Source organism: Faecalibacillus intestinalis, assembly GCF_015097455.1.
Classification (GTDB): Bacteria; Bacillota_I; Bacilli_A; order Erysipelotrichales; family Coprobacillaceae; genus Faecalibacillus; species Faecalibacillus intestinalis.
Genome location: NZ_AP024085.1, coordinates 1,342,277 through 1,361,601, shown reverse-complemented (window position 1 = coordinate 1,361,601; position 19,325 = coordinate 1,342,277). Strand labels below are relative to the sequence as shown.

13 protein-coding genes, 2 pseudogenes and 1 riboswitch are annotated in these 19,325 nt (G+C 27.4%); of the genes and pseudogenes, 1 reads left to right on the top strand and 14 read right to left on the bottom strand.

Going from position 1 to position 19,325, the window contains the following annotated elements:
- Positions 1-2 precede the first annotated feature (2 nt).
- The 13 genes and pseudogenes from Fi14EGH31_RS07480 to Fi14EGH31_RS15350 all read right to left on the bottom strand — a co-directional run bounded on the left by Fi14EGH31_RS07480 (position 3) and on the right by Fi14EGH31_RS15350 (position 15,291).
- Positions 3-941 carry a DUF979 domain-containing protein gene (locus Fi14EGH31_RS07480; RefSeq protein ID WP_107029391.1) on the bottom strand — a complete coding sequence of 313 codons (939 nt, stop codon included), beginning with the start codon at positions 939-941 and terminating at the stop codon, positions 3-5.
- 1 nt (position 942) lies between these two features.
- Positions 943-1,653, bottom strand: coding sequence for a DUF969 domain-containing protein (locus tag Fi14EGH31_RS07475; RefSeq protein ID WP_107029390.1), 711 nt, complete (start codon positions 1,651-1,653; stop codon positions 943-945).
- Between the two features lie 368 nt (positions 1,654-2,021).
- Positions 2,022-3,215, bottom strand: a complete 1,194-nt coding sequence (locus Fi14EGH31_RS07470; protein ID WP_162297487.1) for a Wadjet anti-phage system protein JetD domain-containing protein — start codon at positions 3,213-3,215, stop codon at positions 2,022-2,024.
- Positions 3,208-6,444 carry an ATP-binding protein gene (locus Fi14EGH31_RS07465; RefSeq protein ID WP_200765327.1) on the bottom strand — a complete coding sequence of 1,079 codons (3,237 nt, stop codon included), beginning with the start codon at positions 6,442-6,444 and terminating at the stop codon, positions 3,208-3,210. The genes Fi14EGH31_RS07470 and Fi14EGH31_RS07465 overlap by 8 nt, the downstream gene beginning before the upstream one ends.
- Positions 6,413-7,051 (bottom strand): DUF4194 domain-containing protein, encoded by a 639-nt coding sequence (locus Fi14EGH31_RS07460; RefSeq protein WP_022002533.1) that lies wholly within the window; start codon positions 7,049-7,051, stop codon positions 6,413-6,415. Before Fi14EGH31_RS07460 ends, Fi14EGH31_RS07465 begins: the two co-directional genes overlap by 32 nt.
- Entirely contained in the window at positions 7,044-8,396 is a 1,353-nt protein-coding gene (locus tag Fi14EGH31_RS07455; RefSeq protein ID WP_200765326.1) for a Wadjet anti-phage system protein JetA family protein, read from the bottom strand. The genes Fi14EGH31_RS07460 and Fi14EGH31_RS07455 overlap by 8 nt, the downstream gene beginning before the upstream one ends.
- A gap of 118 nt (positions 8,397-8,514) precedes the next feature.
- A pseudogene (locus Fi14EGH31_RS15355) lies at positions 8,515-8,742 on the bottom strand (kinase to dihydroxyacetone kinase).
- A gap of 11 nt (positions 8,743-8,753) precedes the next feature.
- Positions 8,754-10,055, bottom strand: coding sequence for an amidohydrolase (locus Fi14EGH31_RS07450; RefSeq protein ID WP_022002535.1), 1,302 nt, complete (start codon positions 10,053-10,055; stop codon positions 8,754-8,756).
- A gap of 69 nt (positions 10,056-10,124) precedes the next feature.
- On the bottom strand, positions 10,125-11,099 hold the full coding sequence (locus Fi14EGH31_RS07445; protein WP_107029385.1) for a sensor domain-containing diguanylate cyclase: 975 nt from the start codon (positions 11,097-11,099) through the stop codon (positions 10,125-10,127).
- A 68-nt stretch (positions 11,100-11,167) separates the two neighbouring features.
- Positions 11,168-12,355 carry a chloride channel protein gene (locus tag Fi14EGH31_RS07440; protein WP_200765325.1) on the bottom strand — a complete coding sequence of 396 codons (1,188 nt, stop codon included), beginning with the start codon at positions 12,353-12,355 and terminating at the stop codon, positions 11,168-11,170.
- A gap of 34 nt (positions 12,356-12,389) precedes the next feature.
- A riboswitch (Fluoride riboswitch) is annotated at positions 12,390-12,462 on the bottom strand.
- A 31-nt stretch (positions 12,463-12,493) separates the two neighbouring features.
- Entirely contained in the window at positions 12,494-13,336 is an 843-nt protein-coding gene (locus tag Fi14EGH31_RS07435) for a spermidine synthase (protein ID WP_107029384.1), read from the bottom strand.
- Between the two features lie 17 nt (positions 13,337-13,353).
- Positions 13,354-13,785 (bottom strand): hypothetical protein, encoded by a 432-nt coding sequence (locus tag Fi14EGH31_RS07430; protein ID WP_048923777.1) that lies wholly within the window; start codon positions 13,783-13,785, stop codon positions 13,354-13,356.
- Between the two features lie 402 nt (positions 13,786-14,187).
- A pseudogene (locus Fi14EGH31_RS15350) lies at positions 14,188-15,291 on the bottom strand (NADH:flavin oxidoreductase).
- Between the two features lie 152 nt (positions 15,292-15,443).
- Here Fi14EGH31_RS15350 and Fi14EGH31_RS07410 point away from each other — a divergent pair.
- Positions 15,444-16,403, top strand: coding sequence for an HNH endonuclease domain-containing protein (locus Fi14EGH31_RS07410; RefSeq protein WP_200765322.1), 960 nt, complete (start codon positions 15,444-15,446; stop codon positions 16,401-16,403).
- Between the two features lie 60 nt (positions 16,404-16,463).
- On the opposite strand, the gene Fi14EGH31_RS07405 is transcribed toward Fi14EGH31_RS07410, so the two are convergent.
- Positions 16,464-19,205 (bottom strand): AAA domain-containing protein, encoded by a 2,742-nt coding sequence (locus tag Fi14EGH31_RS07405; RefSeq protein WP_200765321.1) that lies wholly within the window; start codon positions 19,203-19,205, stop codon positions 16,464-16,466.
- Positions 19,206-19,325 lie beyond the last annotated feature (120 nt).

Here is a 19,325-nt window from a genome sequence, read left to right as displayed (position 1 = left end):
TCCTAGAAAGCTAATACATACATTAAAACAATGTGTATTGCTAACATAATTAATGCAACTGGTAATTGTGAAATTATTATAGCATATTTACTTTTTGTTTCCAATAAAGCCGCTGGCATAATATTGAAATTTGCTGCCATTGGTGTCATTAATGTACCACAATATCCTGCAGTTAAACCTAAAGCACCAACAACAACCGGATTAGCACCTTGAGCGATTAAGAATGGATAACCAATACCCACTGTAATAACCGCAAAGGCAGCAAAACCATTACCCATAATCATTGTAAATAAAGCCATTCCAATACAATAAACAGCAACGGCAATAAAATGATTTCCTTCAGGAATAATAGCACCTACTCCTGCAGCAATAACAGCACCTACTCCTGCAGCTGTAAATAATGAACCTAATGCAGCTAAAACTTGAGGTAAAATACCTGTAGTTCCTACATTATCAGTTAAACGAATACCATCTTTAAATGGTAAAGAAAATTTAGGTTTGAAAATAAAGTAAGCAACAATTAAACCAATAGCAGCACTAATACCAATGGCATTGTTTGCTCCTAAATCTGTAAAGAATGTAGCCACAACTACTGCTGATAAAGCTAAAACAACAGGTGGAATAAATGATTTATATCCATATTTATCTGCATTTTCTCTTGTTTCTTTAGCAGTAGGAATATGCATTGCTGCTGGTTGTACTAAACCAACAGCAGTTAAGATAGCTAAAACAATAATACATGCTCCTGTAATCCATGTAGGAATATAAGGCCCAGCAATGAAAGTAATAGCTAAAATAAACCAAAAGATTGCTGTTGTTGTTCGTTTTTCAACTTCTTTATTTTTTAAAGCATTGACTCCAGTAAAAGCAAAAATAAGTCCAATAATACAATAGAAAACTTCTGCTAAAATTGTACTTGTATTCCAATCTATTTCTAACATACTATTTTTCTCCTCCTTGCTTTTTACCAAAACGTTTTTTTAATTTACGATCATACCATAAAGCATAACCAATACCCACAATAACTGAAATAACAGCAATTGGAATTGAATTTAAAGCAATTTGATTAGCAGTTACTTCTTGAGCAATATTGTTTGATTTGAAGATTTCATTTAAAGTCGAAACAATTAATAAAGTTCCTGATGAGCCCATAAAACAGTTTTGAGCAAAGAAATTTCCATAGTTTTCTGTTCCTGCAGCCATCCCTTTAATTTCATCTTCAGTTTTTTCATCAATTTCCCCATATTTAGCAATTGCACATGCTTGTGCCATTGGATTAATTAAAGGACGAATGAATTGTGGATGTCCTCCAATACGTAATGAAAATGCAGAAGCAATAGTACGAATAACTTGCCAAATAGATAATAATCTACCTGTAGTCGCACTTTTAATGCCACTGATAAAATCAACGGCCTTATCACGTAGACCCATACGTTCACATAATCCAATAACTGGCAATGTTAAAATAAATAATGTTGCTGTTCTATTTGTTAAAAAGGCAGAGCCAAGTGTTGATAAAATATCCATAATAGACATTCCACCAACTAAACCTGTAACAATACCAGCAACAACTACGGTAGCTAATGTATCAAATTTTAAAGCAAAACCAATGATAACAATAACTATCCCGATTAATTTGATAGCGTCTCCCATTATATTTTTCCTCCTTAGTGACTTGCAAATTATATACTGAATTACATTTTTTTGCAAATAATCACAAAATAAGAAAAAAATGACATATTCTGCCATTTTTCAACTCTTATTTAATTGGATATTTCTTTTCATTCATTACCATTTTCATTTGAACAATTTCATCTACATCTAGATTTAATCAATCCAATAAATCTTGACAATAAATAATCACATCTGCTAATTCTTTTTTTATCTGCTGTAAATCGTAATTATTATCATCCCATTGGTAGCATTCTTAAAGTTTGCTTGTCTCTATAGATATAGATTTAGCCAAATTAGCTAGTGAATGAAAGACAATCTTCTGTAAACTTTCTAAACGTATTAGTGTTTCACCTTTCATTAAAGCTATCTCCTACTATTTCTTGTTCTAACTTGACATTATTTTTTAACATGTAAGTAATAACTTCATTATTTTTCATAGATTTTAATCTTTTTCTATCATTTTTAGTTAATTTCTTTGTATATATATAATATTTTTTTAACGTATCTACATCCATATGGTACGTTTGAAAAGGAATATGTGTCTTTTTACACAAATCGTTATATATATGAAAACCACCAGCATCAATATCACCAAAATGAAGATAATTCACTTCATCACCTAAAAAATCATAAAGTTTTATTAAAAATTGTTGAATCGCATGATTATGAAAACCATTTGTATAAATATAAAAATTATCATTTAAAGAAAGATCATGAAAAGATGTTAAATTCTCAATTGTCATTACTTGTTTTGCATCAATATTTTGAATTGTTAAATCTTTAATACATAAACTTGGTAAAACAAAATATTGCTTCATTTGTTTTAAATCAATCAGTTGATTATTAATTTTAAAAATAGCATTTCCTCTAATGTAAACATAAGCTGGATTCTTTCTAATGTAAAAAGTTTCAAAGACCTCATCTTCATTTTCTAAAGAATCATCATAAAAATCATGTACAATATGTAATATTCTTTTTTTATACTTTATTAATTTCTTAGTATCATTTAATATTTTCTCAGAAAATTTTCTAAATGAAATTTCTTCATCTTGATAATACATTCCATTAAGTATTTTTATAACAGAATCTAAATCTTCTAAATCATAACTTTTTAAATAAGGAGAAAGACTTTGATCATGCATGATTTTCTTTTTCATTTCATCTATAAAGTCTTTCACAAATCCTTCGACATGATATTCATCAAGCTGATGTAGATAATTCATTATTTTTTCTTTAATTGAGACTCTTTTAAGTTCCTGATATATTTTTTTAATACTGCTTTCTTCTTGATTTAAAATTATTTCTCTATTTCCTGGAATACTTTTCTTAGAAAAAGTAACTATTCCTTCTTCTTTTAATTGAAAAGATATATTTTCTAGTTCTTCAGTAATTTCATAAAAGAAGCTTTGTCCATATTCTGGAAATCTTTTATGCAATACAATAGATATTTTCCTTGGACCATCGCTTTTACCTTTATAGTAACTACTATTTTCATAACGATTAATAAACTCTATTAAGATCAATTGACGATAATCATTCATCTCTAAATCCTTCGACAAAGGATTGTTGTCCCTGTTTAATGACAAGCAATCTTGTATTAACATAAGGAATAATTGTACCTGCTCTTGAAGGTGGTACAGCAATAAATGTTTGTATTTCACGTTCATTATAGAACTTAATCATTTCTTGTATTCTTTGTTCATCCATATTATTGAATGCTTCATCAAAAATAACGACACAACCAAAATCTTCATTTTGATTTCTATTACGAATAACTTGTTCAAAACTTGCTGCCATAATGACATAGAATGGTGTTTGTGTTTCTCCACCAGATTTTTCTTTATTAACTTTAGAAAAATATGCATAATCTCCACTTGCATATTTGATTTTAATATCATAATCTAAATAATTTCGATAATCTGTATATTCCATGAGCATTTGTTCAGTTTCTTGATCATTTTCTACAGATGATAATTTTACAAATAAATCATCCATAATTCTTCTTTGACTTTCACTTAATGTTTCAGATAAAAGATTATTCACCATATATTCTTTTCCTGATTGGATGATCTTATAGTATTCTTTAAAATCATCTCTTGAAGTTGGTGAAACACAGAATTCATAGGTTTCACCATTAAAATCTCTTTGTGCTAATCCTTTATTTAATTCAGCAATATCTTTTTTAGCATTTTCAATTTTTTCATTTAATCCAGAAATAAAAGATGTTTTAAAAGATTCCTCGCATTTAAGTTTTGCTTGTCTTGTTTTTTCTTCTTTAGAAACAATATCCATCTCCTTTAATTGATGGTATCTTTGTTTATAACTTTCAATATCTGTTAAAGCATTTTCAAAACCAATATTATAATCATCATTATAATCTTTCATTTTCATGACTATTTGATTTTCAATTTGGTTTGCCTTTCGTTGATAACCATTTCCTTGTTGTTCAATATCATTTTTCATACCATTAAAATCTTTAGAAAAACGTTTTAAATAAATAACGACTTGTTGATCAGCTACTTGAGTAACATCAACATGCTCCATTTCAAATTGAACTATTTTTTCATGTAATAATTGATATTCTTCTTGCGTTTGTTCAAGTTGTTCTTTAAATGTTTCTAGATTATTTTCAAGACTTCCTTTTTTCATAAGTGAGTCTTCTTTTTCTCTTTTTGTTTTTTCAAGTTGTTTTTTTACTGCATCACATTCTTCTTGTAAAGAAATAAGTGAATCATCTAAAATTAATTTTTCATAGCGATCATTAATTTCTTGATATTCTTTTAGTAAATTATGATATTCATCAATTAAATCTAAGCGATAGAAGATATGATCTGCTTTGGATTGATTTAATAATGCTTGACCATTTTTTAAATCTTCATAATTTGCTTTTTGTAATTTGATTTCTTGTTTTAGGTTTTCCAATTCTTGTTCAATTGTCGCTAATTGAATTTTAATAGCACCTAATCCAATGTATGGTTTATTGTAAATACGTGGATTGATTGCACGTGCTGTGTAATTTTTATAAAGCATACATGTTGGCGTAATCGCTGTAGCATAATTTCTAAGTTGTGTAACATCATCGACACATTGTACTTTAGAAAGCAACATGTTGACATACCATCTAGCATATGTATTTTTACAATCTAATTGACTTGCAAGTGTGTCTTTAACATCCACATCTTCATATCTTGACATTTTCGCAACATCAACAATTCCTACACCATATATACCTCTTTTATTTTTATATTCTTCATAAACAAGCAATGCATATTCAAAATATTCTGGTTCAATAATTAAATCAAATCTTTGACTATTAAGATATCCTTCTAATGCATTTCGCCATTTTTCATCTTTAACTTCAATATATTCACATAATGGTTTAACTTCAATGGTTTTTCCATAATGACTTGTAAGTTTTTCATTTAGTAATTGAATTAATTCTTGAATTTCTTTTCTATAATAAAGTTGATTTTCTTTAAGAGAATCATATTCTTTACAATATTCATTAAAACGATCAACTGTTTGTGTCATTTCAATTTTTAAATGTGATATTTTTTCAGTAACATCCTTTGTTCTTTTAGAAACTTCTTCTACAATATTTCTAAATGCATGTGTCAATGTTTCTGTTTGATAATCTTGATTTTGAAGAATTTGGATATAACTATTTGGTATTTTTACTTTCTTTAATAATTGTATTTCTTGTTTAATTTCTGTTATAAGAGTTTGATAACTGTTTTCTTTTTTTTCTTTTTCTTTTTTGAGTTGTTCACTTTCTTTTTGTAATTCATTTTTTAAGTTATAGGTTTCGTTTTCTCTTAATGATTCATCTAAACGATGATATCTTTCTTGATAAGTTTCTTCATCTTGATTTAATTGTGTAAGTTTTTGTTGTACAAAATTTAGCTGATCATTTATTTTTTGATATTTCTTTTGACTATTATCAATAATAGCTTGTAATTGCTTTTCTTGTAATTTTTCTTTTAAACATTCTAAAACATCCATTTGAAAGTGCGTATCTAAATAAGTGTCATATTGACTTACAACACCTTCTAATGATTCACATTCTTTTTTAGATATTTTTAATTTTTCTTCAAGAACTTTATAGTGTTTGATACTGTCTCTTAAATTTTGAATATCAACAAAGTCTTCTTTTAATAAAAAGTCAACAATGAATTGATAAACATTATCAATTGCTTTAAAAGCAAGTGCTCTCGTTACTAAATCAAAATATTTACTTTTAACACCTAAAGCATTTCCAAATAAACTTTCTCCTTCTTTAATTGTATCTTTAAAAATACCTGTTTGTTGATGATCAATTAAAGCTTTTTTAAATTCTTTTCTCGTCAAAACTCTTCTTTCTTCAATAAATGCTACATCGCTGATTTTACAATCAATAATTTGAAAAAAATCTCTATTTAATCTTCCACCAGCTGGTAAATCAATAACAGTTCCAATAATTTGATATTTTTCTGTTTTTTCATCATAAAACTCTAATGCAATATAGGTTGTCACATCACCATTTCTAGCATATTCATGCCCTTCAATTCCTGTTTTACAACGAATATAAGACTCTAATGTACGATTTCCAATATCACTTGCTGCTTTATTAAATTTACATTTACCAGCAGTTAAAACATATTGAATCGCATCTAAAATTGTAGATTTCCCTGTTCCATTTTCTCCAGTAATTAAGGCATTTTTATAGATTTCAAATTCTTCATTAGAAAAAGTATGCCAATTAATCAGTTTCACTTTCGTTAATGTTTTCATCGTGATCTCCTTTTTTATATTGTTGAATACGTTGATTGATTTCATCAATTTTTTGAATTGGTAAAATATAATTAATTGTTGGATAAATAATTAAACGTGTATCATCTTCGTTTAAATCACCAATACGTTCACATATATTATACCTTGACAAGAAATGATAGATATTTTTTAAATCTGTCTTTTTTAGACGTTCGTTATAAATACCAGTTGCTTCTATTTCACTATGAAGTTCCCCAAGGGAAATATGAATAAATTCAGTATCTTGTAACTCTTGTGATTTTTGAAAATAAAGTTTTCTAAGTAACAATAAAACAATTGTTTGCATTTGATTAAGATTTAAATGATTGTAATTATTTAAATTATGGATATAGATTACACGGTCTGCTTTATATAAATGAAAATCATAATCAAGCATCATTAAAAAATCTTTAAATAGTTGTTCATTTTCACTAATAAAATAATAATCTTCGCGATCTCTTTTTCTTCCACCACAAATAAAATTAACCGCTAATAACCGATTTAAAATACGTGAAAATTCTTCTTTTCTTTTTTCAGATAATAACAAATATGCCTGTGACATATTTTTCATCAGTTCATTTTTATTCATCTTCAACTCTCCTTATTATAAATTCTCTAAATTGATAATGATCTTTCTTTATAATATTTTCTTGTGGTTCTATTTTATATAGAGCATTTTGACTATAACCATAAAGCCATGTCAAAATAAATAAAGATAAATCTTTATTTTGATCATAATAATTTGAACCCAATATTGTTTCTTGTTGATCCAAACATTGTAAAACATTTTTTTCAATGGCTGTTTTTGTATATTTTTCATTTTGTTTTAGTTTTTCAATCGCCATTAAACGTGTTTGTTCATCTAATTGTGTATCTAAAATCAAATCCGTATTTTTAACTTTTTTTATTTGTCGTGGTAAATATAAAGAATTTTGATCTAAGTATTTATTAATTGAAATCTTTGCTACTTGATCAAACACTTCTGGACATTCTTGCCCTTCTTTAATGATGTCATTGATTTTTCCACCAATATCTTCTTTTACATTCATTAAAAACATAATACGATTTGTTGCTGAAGCAACAAACTTTTCATTTTTACGATTGATTTCATTAATTAAATCTAAAATACTTTCAAAGGCATCAATAATATAAGATGTTTGTTTATAAAACAAATCCATTGCCTCTTGATAAGTTAAATCTTTAGAAAGCATGATATTTCCTATAATTGTTTCAGATGTTGCTTGATCATCTTGTATTCTTTGAATTTGAGAAATGATACTATTACGATATTTTAAAGGATGATCTTTAGTTGTTAGATTATAAAAAGCACGATCTACTATCTTTAATTGATAATCACTTAATAAAGAATCTAAAATTTGATTTAAATCATTTTTCATATTATCTTGAACAAGACGTTTGATATAACGCTTAATATTTGTATTCAAATTTTTTAATTTTGTCATTAAGCTTTTTGTCATACTATATTGTGCATCAAGAATCTTATATCCATTTTCAATATCAAAATTTTTAAACTGCGAATAAATACTATAAACCATACTTGAATACTCAATATCACGATCTTCTTCTAAATTTATTAATGTTTCAATGATACTAATAGCATAATCTTCAAAACTAGCATAAACATGGTAATTTTCACCAACTTCTTCACTTAACCATCCACATTCTTTTAATCTTCGATAGACATAAAGTGCGCGCTCTCTTGGTGATTGACTTTGAAGTTCTTCAAGTTCAATTAAGTGACTACTAAAATATTTTGTTAACTCATAAATCAAGTTTTCTTTTAAAGATGCAAAGGATGCATCATCCTTAATATACTCATAAAGAACACAAATACATTCACTGATAACAACACGATCAGCTGTATTAAATATATTAAAAAAGTTTCTTGGTAATGTATCAAATATATTAACCATGGTTACCTCCAATCATTAAAAACTCTTTTTTATTTATAAATAGCTTCGCAATTATAACATTTTTTAAGTTATTAAAAAAGATGCTTTCGCATCTTTATCCTTTTAATCCTCTTGATTGTCAATCCATATCTTCAATAACAATATCATAGATTTCACCAAGTGTTGAACAATATTCTAAAACCTTCTATAGTTCATTTGTATGAAAATGAATTTTAATCAATTAATCATCTTCAACAGCTAACAAGCAATCTCCCTTAAAATGTGTTGTAAAGTATTCACTAATTTCATCTTCATTTAAATTTTTTCCTTCAATTAATAATTGTGTATCAGATTTAAATTCTAAAATAGTTAGCTTCTTTATTTTAATAATGTATAAGCAATAGACGCCATGATTCGTGGGCCTTTATTAAGTACTTCTTCATTGAAATTAAATGATGTGTTATGAGGTGAAGCTGTAATATCTGTCAATAATTTCATATAAGTAGCTTTACCCCCATGAACTTGGACATATTCCATCATATAAGAAAAATCATCACTTCCTCCTAATGGATTTAAATTTTCTGGAGGTAATTTTAAATCGGGCATTTCTTTAACACAAATATTTCGTATTTGATTCATAAAATCTTCATCACAATTTAAAGCAAATGCTTTCCCCATTTGTTTAATTTCAACAACAGTATCATGCATCAAAGCACAGGCGTTAATAATATCTCTTGCATAAATTTCCATATAACGATTTAATTCTGTCGTTACACCACGTACTTCTATTTCAAGTTTTGCTGTATCAGGAACAACATTTCTACCTGTTCCTGCATGAACCGTTCCTACATTGACACGTGTTTGTCCATCACTGTTTCGAGGAATCGAATGCAAATTAATAATACAGTTAGCTGCTGAAAGCAATGCATTCTTACCGAATTGTGGAGATTCTGCCGCATGTGTTGAAACTCCATGATAAATGACATCTAATTTCGTTGTTGCAAATGATTCATTCATTCCAAAATAAAGATCGTAATCTTTAACACGAGGCATAATATGCGCTGCAAAAATATAATCGACATCATCTAAAAAACCACTTTCACAAATGGATTTTGCTCCTCTTACACCTTCTTCAGCCGGTTGAAAAATAATTTTCAAAGTCCCATGTAAGTGTTCTTTAAGCTCCATCAATATTTTAGCAGTTGTTAAACCAATAGATGCATGACCATCATGTCCACAAGCATGCATTGCTCCTAAATGACAAGAAGAAAAACCTTCTTGTTTTGGATAATGCCCATCTGTTGAATCTTCAACAAGCCCTAAAGCATCAATATCAAAACGAATAGCCACAACAGGCCCTACACCGTTTTTTAAGATACCTGCAACAGCTGTCATTCCATTTTTAACTTGTTCTAAATATTTAGGATTTGCCCCTTCTTTTTTAGCACGTAAATAATTAATATTAAAAATTGCTTCTGGCGGTAATCCCATACGCGCATCTTTATCCATAATTTCTTTTCCTACTAAAACCTCATAACCTAAGTTTTCTAAAGTAGTTGCAATTTGACATGCTGTACGTATTTCTAACCAACCTCTTTCAGCAAAGTGGTGAAAATCTCGGCGCTGATTAATTGTTTCTTGATGGTATTTTTGTGCAAGTTGTTTGATTGCCTCATACATTTTTATCACTTCCTTGTTGATTTTATTATATCTCAAAATAAAAAATGATGATAGCTTTTTACACTATCATCAATAAGTAATACGATGTTTTCCATCTCTTTTTGAAATATACATTCTTTGATCACATTTATTTAATAAATCTTGTATTGTTTCTTCATCACGAATACCAGCAACGCCAATACTTAATCTTACGATATCATGATAAGCACCAGCATGTAAAATAACATGATCAAAGGCATCTTTAATATCTCTGGCAATTGAAACTGCCCCATCTTTTTGATAAGCTGGTAGAATAACTAAAAATTCGTCTCCGCCATAACGACATGGCTCCATAGTTGGATATTTTTGATGTTTAATATTATTTAAAACAGTTCCAACATGTTTAATAACTTCATCTCCAATATGATGTCCATAATTATCATTAACACTTTTAAAGTTATCTAAATCTAATAACAAAATAGAAAATGGTGTATTATTTTCTAAATATTCTTTATGCAATGTATCTAATTCTGCATGAATAAAACGTCGATTATAAAGTTGTGTTAAAGCATCTGTAGCGTTTTCTTGTGAAAGTTCAACATTAAGCTTTGTTAAAATTTTGGCTTTTTCTTGATTTTCTCTAAGTGCCTTTACATCACTTGTCATATCTTCTGTAATAACAAAAACACCGATTGTTTCTCCTTGACTATCATATAACGGATATTTTCTTGTATGTGCAATAAGCGTATAGCCATCATGATTTTTTCCTTCAGTTTCTACAACATTAATTGCTTGTCCTGTTTCCATGACACGTTGTTCATCTTCAAAAGCTTGTTTAGCGTGTTCTTGTGAGTCCGGAAACAAATCAAAATCAGTTTTACCAATAACTGCTTCCTTATTATTTTTAAACTGTGGATGTTTTTGATAAAACTGATCATTAACATATAAGATTTCACTTTTTCTATTTTTAAACAAAATAACTGATGATCCACCAGCATGAACAATTGACTCAATGAGTTTTAATGGATTCACCTTTAATTTTATAAATAATTCATCAAATTCCATTTTCCATCACCATTACTATTTTATCTTTGAAATAGCGAAATGTAAAGCCTTTCATCGTGTAATGTTTGTTAGAAATTTTTGATTTGGGCAGTATATATAGATTTATTTCCATTAACTAAATAAGAAAAAATACATATAATAAGAAATGCTATCATTTGATGCCCACCAAAGACTTCTAATCCAATCATCATTGGTGCAATTAAAGTATTTGTTGCTGAAGCAAAAACTCCCGTATATCCTAAAGCTACACATAATTCAATAGGCAAATGAAAAATTGGGGCAAGTATAAATCCTAGAGTTGCTCCTATTGAAAATAAGGGTGTTACTTCTCCACCTTGAAATCCAATTGCAAGAGTTACAACAGTAAAAATAAGTTTTAAAAACCAATCATAATAAGTCACATTTCCATAAAATGATAAATCAATTAAATTTGTGCCTAAGCCACTGTATCTTCCTTTAAAAATCATTAGCCCTATCACCAATAAAATAGAAATATAACCTATTCTTTTATAGGGATTTTCTATTTTATTTTTAAAAAATGTTTTTAAAGCACTCAACGACGTTGAAAATATTCTTCCAACAATTCCCAAAATAATTCCTACTAGAATCATTAACATCATATTTTTTAAATCATTCATATTAATACTTTGTTGAATATTTACACTAAACTTTTCCAATCCTAAAAAATGTGACGTATAAGAAGCAGTAAAAGATGCTATAACCCCTGGAAGTAAAGCTTCATACTCTATTTTACCTATAACCATAACTTCCATAGCAAAAAACAAAGCAGTAAGTGGTGTTTGAAATAATCCAGCAAATCCAGCTGCCATTCCGGTAATCAACAAAACTTTTCCATTCTTAGGAAAATGAAAATATTTTGTAAAATAATGAGAGAGCGTCGCTCCAATTTGTACAGCCACCCCTTCTCTACCTGCACTTCCTCCAAATAAATGAGTTAACCATGTTCCAATCATAACTAAAGGAATAAGTGCTAAAGGAATCCCTTTTCTTTTTTGTTGACCTGTTTCAAAGACAAGTGTCATTCCTTTTAAACTCAGTTCATTAAAGTGATAGTAAAGCCAAGTAATCACTATTCCTGCAATTGGTAAAAAAGGAATTAAATACCAAAAATATTTATTTCGTATCTCACCTATTAAAATAAGTCCTTTACCAAAAACAGTATCAATACCTCCTACAACGATTCCCATAACACCTGCAAATATCATATACTTTAATAATTCTTTTTTATTTTCCATGTTTCCTCCTACAAAAAAAGCTAATCACCCTGTGTATTACACAGAAGTCATTAGCCAAATAGCGGTTTCGATATAAATCGAGGGAGAACCTCATTCCCATGGATTAAACTTATCATATTTTTTAAGATAAAACAATAATTATAATAAATTTTTATCTCTTAAAATACGTCCATTTGTATAATCAATATCATCAACATGATCGATCATTCCTTGATGATATCTCTTTTGATTAATATTATGATAACTTACAATATTAAAATGAACTTCTTGATCTACTGCAACAACGATTAAGTTTTGTCTTTTTTGATGCTCATTCTTTTCTTGTGCTTTAAAGACATAAATATATTTAAAACATTGTTTGAGTGTTTTTATAACATTCTTTATATTTTGACTATATTTACCACTTAATGAACCAATGATATTTGTTATATAAATTCCTTGTGGGTTTAAAGATTCTTTTATTCTTTTGATTGCTTCCAATGAATGAAGTTCTAATACTAAATTTTCACCAATAAAGACATCATTTAAAATAGCATCATATTTCTTTTTGTTCCTTTTTATATAATCTCTTCCATTTTCAAAATAACAATGAAATCTATTTTTATTCTTATCAAATTTATTAATAGTTTCTTCTAAATAGAAGTATTTATTAGAAATATCATAAAGAACTTTGTTAATTTCAACAACATCAATATTTCCTTGATGATGTGCTAAAAAATATTTGGGATAATGAAAAACACCACCACCAATTAATAAAACATCATTAATTTGTCTATCTTCTAAATAATTTTCATCAAACATTAAATCAAATAAATACATATATTCAAAAAGTAATTCATTTTGTAATTCTTCTTCTATATAAGTTGCTGATTCCATACCACCATCTATATCAAGAACTCTTACTCGATGCTTATCATGTCGACCATAGCTAATGGTAATATGTCCATAAGGGCTTTCTATTTCAATCTTATCGTTATACAATTCTTATTACCCTACCTTTAAAATTTAAATGGATCCCAATTTGGTTTTCCACTATCATAGTAATCACATGATTCTTGCCAAGATTTCATTTCATCTTTAATGGTATCGCATAAACATTTATAGTCATCTTTTTTAAATTTATCATGATTCATCATTGATTTATAAAACTTTTTAAAACTAGCTGCTGTTTCTTTTATAGAATTTGGTGAAGACCACATACATTTTCTAATAAAGAAATCTCTAAAGAACAAATCAACTTCATTATTAACTTCTTCATAATTTGCATTATTACGATTTAATAAATATTCATTGATAAAAAAATCAACATTTTGTACATGTTTCTTAATTGTTTTATCAGATAGATTTGAGAGATCTTCTTTAAAAATATTTAATAATTCTTCATGTTGTTTTTCAATTTTTTCTTTGTCAAACGGTTCTTTAAAATACATAGACATATCTCCTTTGGTTTTAAACTATTATAATCAACTTTCTTTTATCTAATTTTATCATATTTAATAATTGTTCTATACTAATTCTAAAAATAATTTAAAAACAGGAATATTACAATAGAATTGTTGTTCATCCTGTTTTATTATTATTTATTAATATCTAATACTGCATAACATGCATCTCTAAACGCATCAAAGCAAAATTTGCTTTTTTACAATCACCAATAATATGAGTTGATATGTCAAGTTTTTCATAATCACTTGTGTCATTTGATTTAAAACAACTACCATAATAACACCATCTTATAAATATTCTTTTCCACTTGCAATAACAACTTTTTTAGGATGTAAAGTCATAGAGAGACTATCTGTTGCTTCTTCTAATAATCCTGGATTTCTTATTCACGTAATATGTTTGATACTTGGATTATACAAAGAATTACAAAAGTAATCATAACAGCCTTGATTACATCCAATACAATAACGAATTTGATTCACTTGACCATTTTTAGCTTTATTACAAAAATTTGCATCGACAAGTTGCGCACGCGCCATTACAATTAAATCTGCTTTATCATCTTCTAATATCTTTTCAGCAACTTCAGGAGTATTGATACGTCCACAAGGCATTGTAAACTTTCCTGTTTCTTTACGAATACGTTCACCATCTTCTACATTGAATCCATTTTTAATATCTACAGGAGCTACTTCATAAAGAGTTACAGCTGTTATAATATTTCCACGTGATATATTTAAAACATTGACACCATATTCTTTGGCATCTTTACAAAAGTCAATCACTTCTTTAAGAATTAATCCACTTTCAAGCATATCATCATGACAATCTATTTTCAAAAATAGAGGCATGTCTTCTGGTATATTTTGACGAATAGCTTTAATACATTAAAGTGGAAATTTCTATTGATTTTCAAAACTCCCACCCCATTCATTACTTCGATGATTGATTCCACTAGAAAGCATTGAGTGTGGTAAATAATTATGAGCACAATGAAATTCTAAAAAATCAAATCCAGCTTCAACTGAACATTTAGCTACCTCACCAAACTTATTAATGACATCTAATAATCTCTCAAAAGTAATTTCTTGCATAGTATATTCTGCATTTACTGGTATATCATTTGGAACTAGAATTTTTGCTTTTTAATCTAAAGCAACAGCTAAACCTCCTTGCCAAAGTTGAATACATGTTTTATCACCAGCATCATGTACTACATCATTTAATTTTTTTAAGCCATTAGTATACTTATCTTCAGCTATAAATAAAAATCCAAAATGTGCACTTGCTTTGTCAACAGCAGTAACCTCAACCGTATTTAAACCATTGCCACCCTTAGCACGTGCTACATGATAAGCAATCAACTTATCTATAACACTTTTTCTGCCTTCACTTTCCACACTTTCATGCGTGCCTATCGCAGACATCATAACACGATTTTTTAATTCCATGCCACGAATCTGTATCGGTTCAAATAATTTATCAAATATTTCTTTTTCCTCCTAAGCGTTTGCTTTTTTTCTCTTAATCATAGCATTATGCAAAAGTGGTATCAAACAAAATATAGAGAAATTAATTTTTAAATCCATTTTTTTATGTTAAAATTTATAAAGAAATAATATTAAATATTTGGAGAAATAAAATGAACAGCTATATCAAACAATGGTTAGAAATTATAGAAAATATGAATAATGATAATACATATAAACTTGCATGGGGAAGAGCTATTATTGAACTATGTTTTGAAACAAATCAATTAGATAAACAAGTAACTTTTACATTTCAACATATTGCAAAAAAGATGATTAAATATTATTGGAATCAAACCTATTTCTTTCATCTTGATCAAAGTCCAAACAAAAAGAAAATTCCCATTTTAGTTCAAAATGTCAATCTTCTAATTGATCTATATGAATCTGTTCAACGTACTCATGTTCCTGTTTGGTTTGATAAAGCTGAGACTATTTTAAAACATGAAAAACAATATTGTAAAATTATCAACGACAGTGCTAAAACATTAAAAAATGATGTTTCCTGGAGATTTAAATTAGCAAATAAAAAAGAATATGATCTTTATTATTTAGATAAAAATTGCATGTTTATTTCTTTTACTAAACAACAAGTACTATCGCTTAAAGAATATAGTTTTGTTTTATCTCAACTTATTAATTTTAAATGGGCTCAACTTCTTGAAAAATTTAATCATTCTCCAAGAATTGCTTCTAAAGTAAAAGGCATTTCTGATAATACTATTAAAAGAAGCAGTTTAACAAAATATAAAAATATTCTTTTAAAAAGCAATAACTATCAGGCAATTGATTTTTATACTGGAAAAGTATTACAAGAAAATGATATTTCTGTTGATCATGTCATTCCGTGGTCTTTCATGTACAGTGATGATATTTGGAACTTAGTTTTAACAAGCAAATCAAACACTTCATCAAAATCAAATATCATTCCTTCTCAAGATGTAATAGAGAGTTTAAAAGAAAGGAATGCTCGACTAGTTAAATTAATTAATGATAGCAAGTATAAAGATGAATTACTTTTAGCTATAGAAAATGATTACGTTGATAAGTTTTATTTAGCTATGAAAATCTAGTAACATCAATTTGTCTTCTTTTTTGAATATCACTTTTTTTAAAATAAAAAGTACACCTTGTTATTTTAAATCACCTATATTTAAGATTTTATTTAGCATATTAATAATTTTTTCTCTTTCCCCACTACCTGTTGTAGTAAATCTTAATAAAGGAATATAATAAAGTTCAAAAATATGATTTTTTAGCAAATCTCTCTTTGCTTGTGCTGTTTCCTTCTGATGAAAAGCATAGCCATCTACTTCAATGGCGAGAATTGCTCTTTTGCTTACCCTATTATAAACAAGAAAATCAACATGCGTTGCTGGATTCATAGCATATAAGCACTCATCATCATTTAATAAATAAGGATTTTTTATAAGCATATTGACAGGAAAATGGCACACAAAATCTAACATTTTATAATCATCATTTTTTAATATTTCTTCTAACAAAGTATACATTAGGTTTTCTGAATCATATTCTAATTTTCTATTATTTTTGTTCAAAAATAACTTTCTTTCTTTTGTGTATTGTTTATATAAATAATCAAAAATAGAATAAACATTACTCTCTACAACTTCAAAATTATTATATTGAATGTAATCTATTAAATCCATTATATTTCTTTCTTTATTTTGTTCATTTCCAGTAACAACCAATATCAATTTTTTCTTTGCTCTTGAAACAGCAACATTGAGCAAATACGGATCATCAACAAAATCAGTTATTTCATCTTCGACAGTAGAAATAATAATAGTATCCTTTTCTTTTCCTTGAAATTTATGTACTGTTGCTTGTTCAATGCCATCTATTTGTTCTTTCAAAGACTGAACTTGGTTATTATAAGGTGAAATGATACCCGTTTCTTTCTTATTTGTAATATCATTTGGTATGATTTCATTTTTTATAATATCAATTTGTCTTTGACTAAAATGATTTCGAGAATGATTTCCTTTTACTGTTTTAATTACTTTTAAAACATCTTTTTCGCCATGATCTTCTGTCATAATAATCAAATTGCCTCGATAAAACTTTTGATTACAGAACTCAATTATTTTAGGATGGCAACGATAGTGTTCTCTTAACATCGTTTGTGTCACATTTGGCATAACTTCTAAAACAGATTGTAAAAAACTGTTTGTAAATCGATATCCTTTGCTTAAATTGTATTGATTAAATATCACATCTGCTCGTATTTCAGTATGTTTATCTACAACATTTGGTAATTGATTTGTATCCCCAACAATGACCATATTTTTAGCACAGGACATAGCAAGTGCTCCAGTAGCAATATCAACTTGTGAAGATTCATCCATAATTACATAATCATAAACGACATTATCATTCAAACTATCTCTTGAGGAAAATGTTGTACTTAATATTACCGGATATTCATTTAATATATCATAAGGATTTTTCAAGAAATCTTCTGATGTAAATAACTGCCTGTAAGTATTTTTTTCGTACTTGTTTGCCAGATAATTTTTTAAGAATTTCATCGAATCATTTGTTAAATTATCTAATAAATGATTACTTGTATTATTTAAATATGCTGTAATGTCATCCAATTCTTTTAAGATTTCATTTTCTCTTGTTTCATAATAAAAAGCTTGGAAAGTTGTTATAATTTGAGATATTTCTAATGAATAAATACTAAAATTGTATAAACCATATTTAAAAAAGAATTTAAGTTTTAAAAAGAAATTAATATCCTTTTTTACTTCTGAAATACTTTGACATTCTTGCCATAACTTCATCCATTTATTCGACTTCATACTTCTTTTATATTTTGTATAATCCACAGTTACATTTGTTTCATTTAAATATTCATTAAAATACTTTCGTTCTATTTTAAGACGATTCAGTTCTTGATTTAATTGTGCCAATCTTTCTTGTTTATCAAATACTGTTTTTAATTTCTTTGATTTTTCTTGAACCTGTTGCATAAAACCATCTTGAATATCATCACTTTTCCATGACGTAAAATCTGGGTAATTTGTTTTTTGATTACTAATAAAATTTGTTTTATTATCACTTTTCCCTAACGTTGCGACAATAAATCCCAAATTATATTTTGACGATGAGAGTTTTTCAAAAACATTTTCAGTTGCGGAATTATTGTTAGAAACAACTTGAACAGTTTTTCCTTGAATTAATATATTAGCAATAATATTTAAAATTGTTTGCGTTTTTCCAGTGCCAGGTGGACCTTGTATCACGCTTATTTGATTTTCCATAGCCCGCTTAACTGCAACATATTGACTATTATTACAGCCAAATGGGAAAATAGGCATGTATTCTCCATCAATACTTTTTTTTAATGATTTTGGATTAAGATATTTGGTAAGTGCAACATCACTTCTAAGAAATGAAATTTTTTTAAACTTTTTAGGTAACAATTGTTCCCCATTACTTTCATTTTTTAAATTACTTAATTTTGATATTTCTTTAATATAATCAAATACATTTGCTGCATCTTTTTTATTTAAGTAGGATTCTTGAATATCTAATTGACTTTTATAATAATCTCTTTCCACATTATTTTTGAAACAAACATGAATATAAGTTGCATCTTTTCCTACAAATTCATAAATTGCTTCTACACTAAAAAAATTTTTTCCATCCTTACTTAAATGATATTTCCTTGGATCAAGAAACTTAGGATTCTCTAGAAATTCAACACTATCCAAAGTATAAGAATATGTTTTTCTATTATTAAACGTAACATTCATTTTGTGACTTGCATCATCTTGTTCCAAAAATTTGACATCTCTTGTTTTTATTTCACCTTTTATAATGATCATGTATTTTGTTGTATTCATCTTTATCACCGCTTTAACTATTATTAAATACATCATACCTTATTAAAAGAAATTTTTAAATGCATTTTCTTTATTAAGTAATTGTCTCATATTGCTAGATTAAATCTTTGCATTTTATTT

Coding starts and splice junctions, on each gene's coding strand:
- Fi14EGH31_RS07440 (WP_200765325.1), bottom strand. CDS start 12,355: ATGGAAAATAAAAAAGAATTATTAAAGTATATGATATTTGCAGGTGTT.
- Fi14EGH31_RS07430 (WP_048923777.1), bottom strand. CDS start 13,785: ATGTATTTTAAAGAACCGTTTGACAAAGAAAAAATTGAAAAACAACAT.
- Fi14EGH31_RS07470 (WP_162297487.1), bottom strand. CDS start 3,215: ATGAATGATTATCGTCAATTGATCTTAATAGAGTTTATTAATCGTTAT.
- Fi14EGH31_RS07410 (WP_200765322.1), top strand. CDS start 15,444: ATGAACAGCTATATCAAACAATGGTTAGAAATTATAGAAAATATGAAT.
- Fi14EGH31_RS07455 (WP_200765326.1), bottom strand. CDS start 8,396: ATGGTTAATATATTTGATACATTACCAAGAAACTTTTTTAATATATTT.
- Fi14EGH31_RS07475 (WP_107029390.1), bottom strand. CDS start 1,653: ATGGGAGACGCTATCAAATTAATCGGGATAGTTATTGTTATCATTGGT.
- Fi14EGH31_RS07445 (WP_107029385.1), bottom strand. CDS start 11,099: ATGGAATTTGATGAATTATTTATAAAATTAAAGGTGAATCCATTAAAA.
- Fi14EGH31_RS07405 (WP_200765321.1), bottom strand. CDS start 19,205: ATGAATACAACAAAATACATGATCATTATAAAAGGTGAAATAAAAACA.
- Fi14EGH31_RS07450 (WP_022002535.1), bottom strand. CDS start 10,055: ATGTATGAGGCAATCAAACAACTTGCACAAAAATACCATCAAGAAACA.
- Fi14EGH31_RS07480 (WP_107029391.1), bottom strand. CDS start 941: ATGTTAGAAATAGATTGGAATACAAGTACAATTTTAGCAGAAGTTTTC.
- Fi14EGH31_RS07465 (WP_200765327.1), bottom strand. CDS start 6,444: ATGAAAACATTAACGAAAGTGAAACTGATTAATTGGCATACTTTTTCT.
- Fi14EGH31_RS07460 (WP_022002533.1), bottom strand. CDS start 7,051: ATGAATAAAAATGAACTGATGAAAAATATGTCACAGGCATATTTGTTA.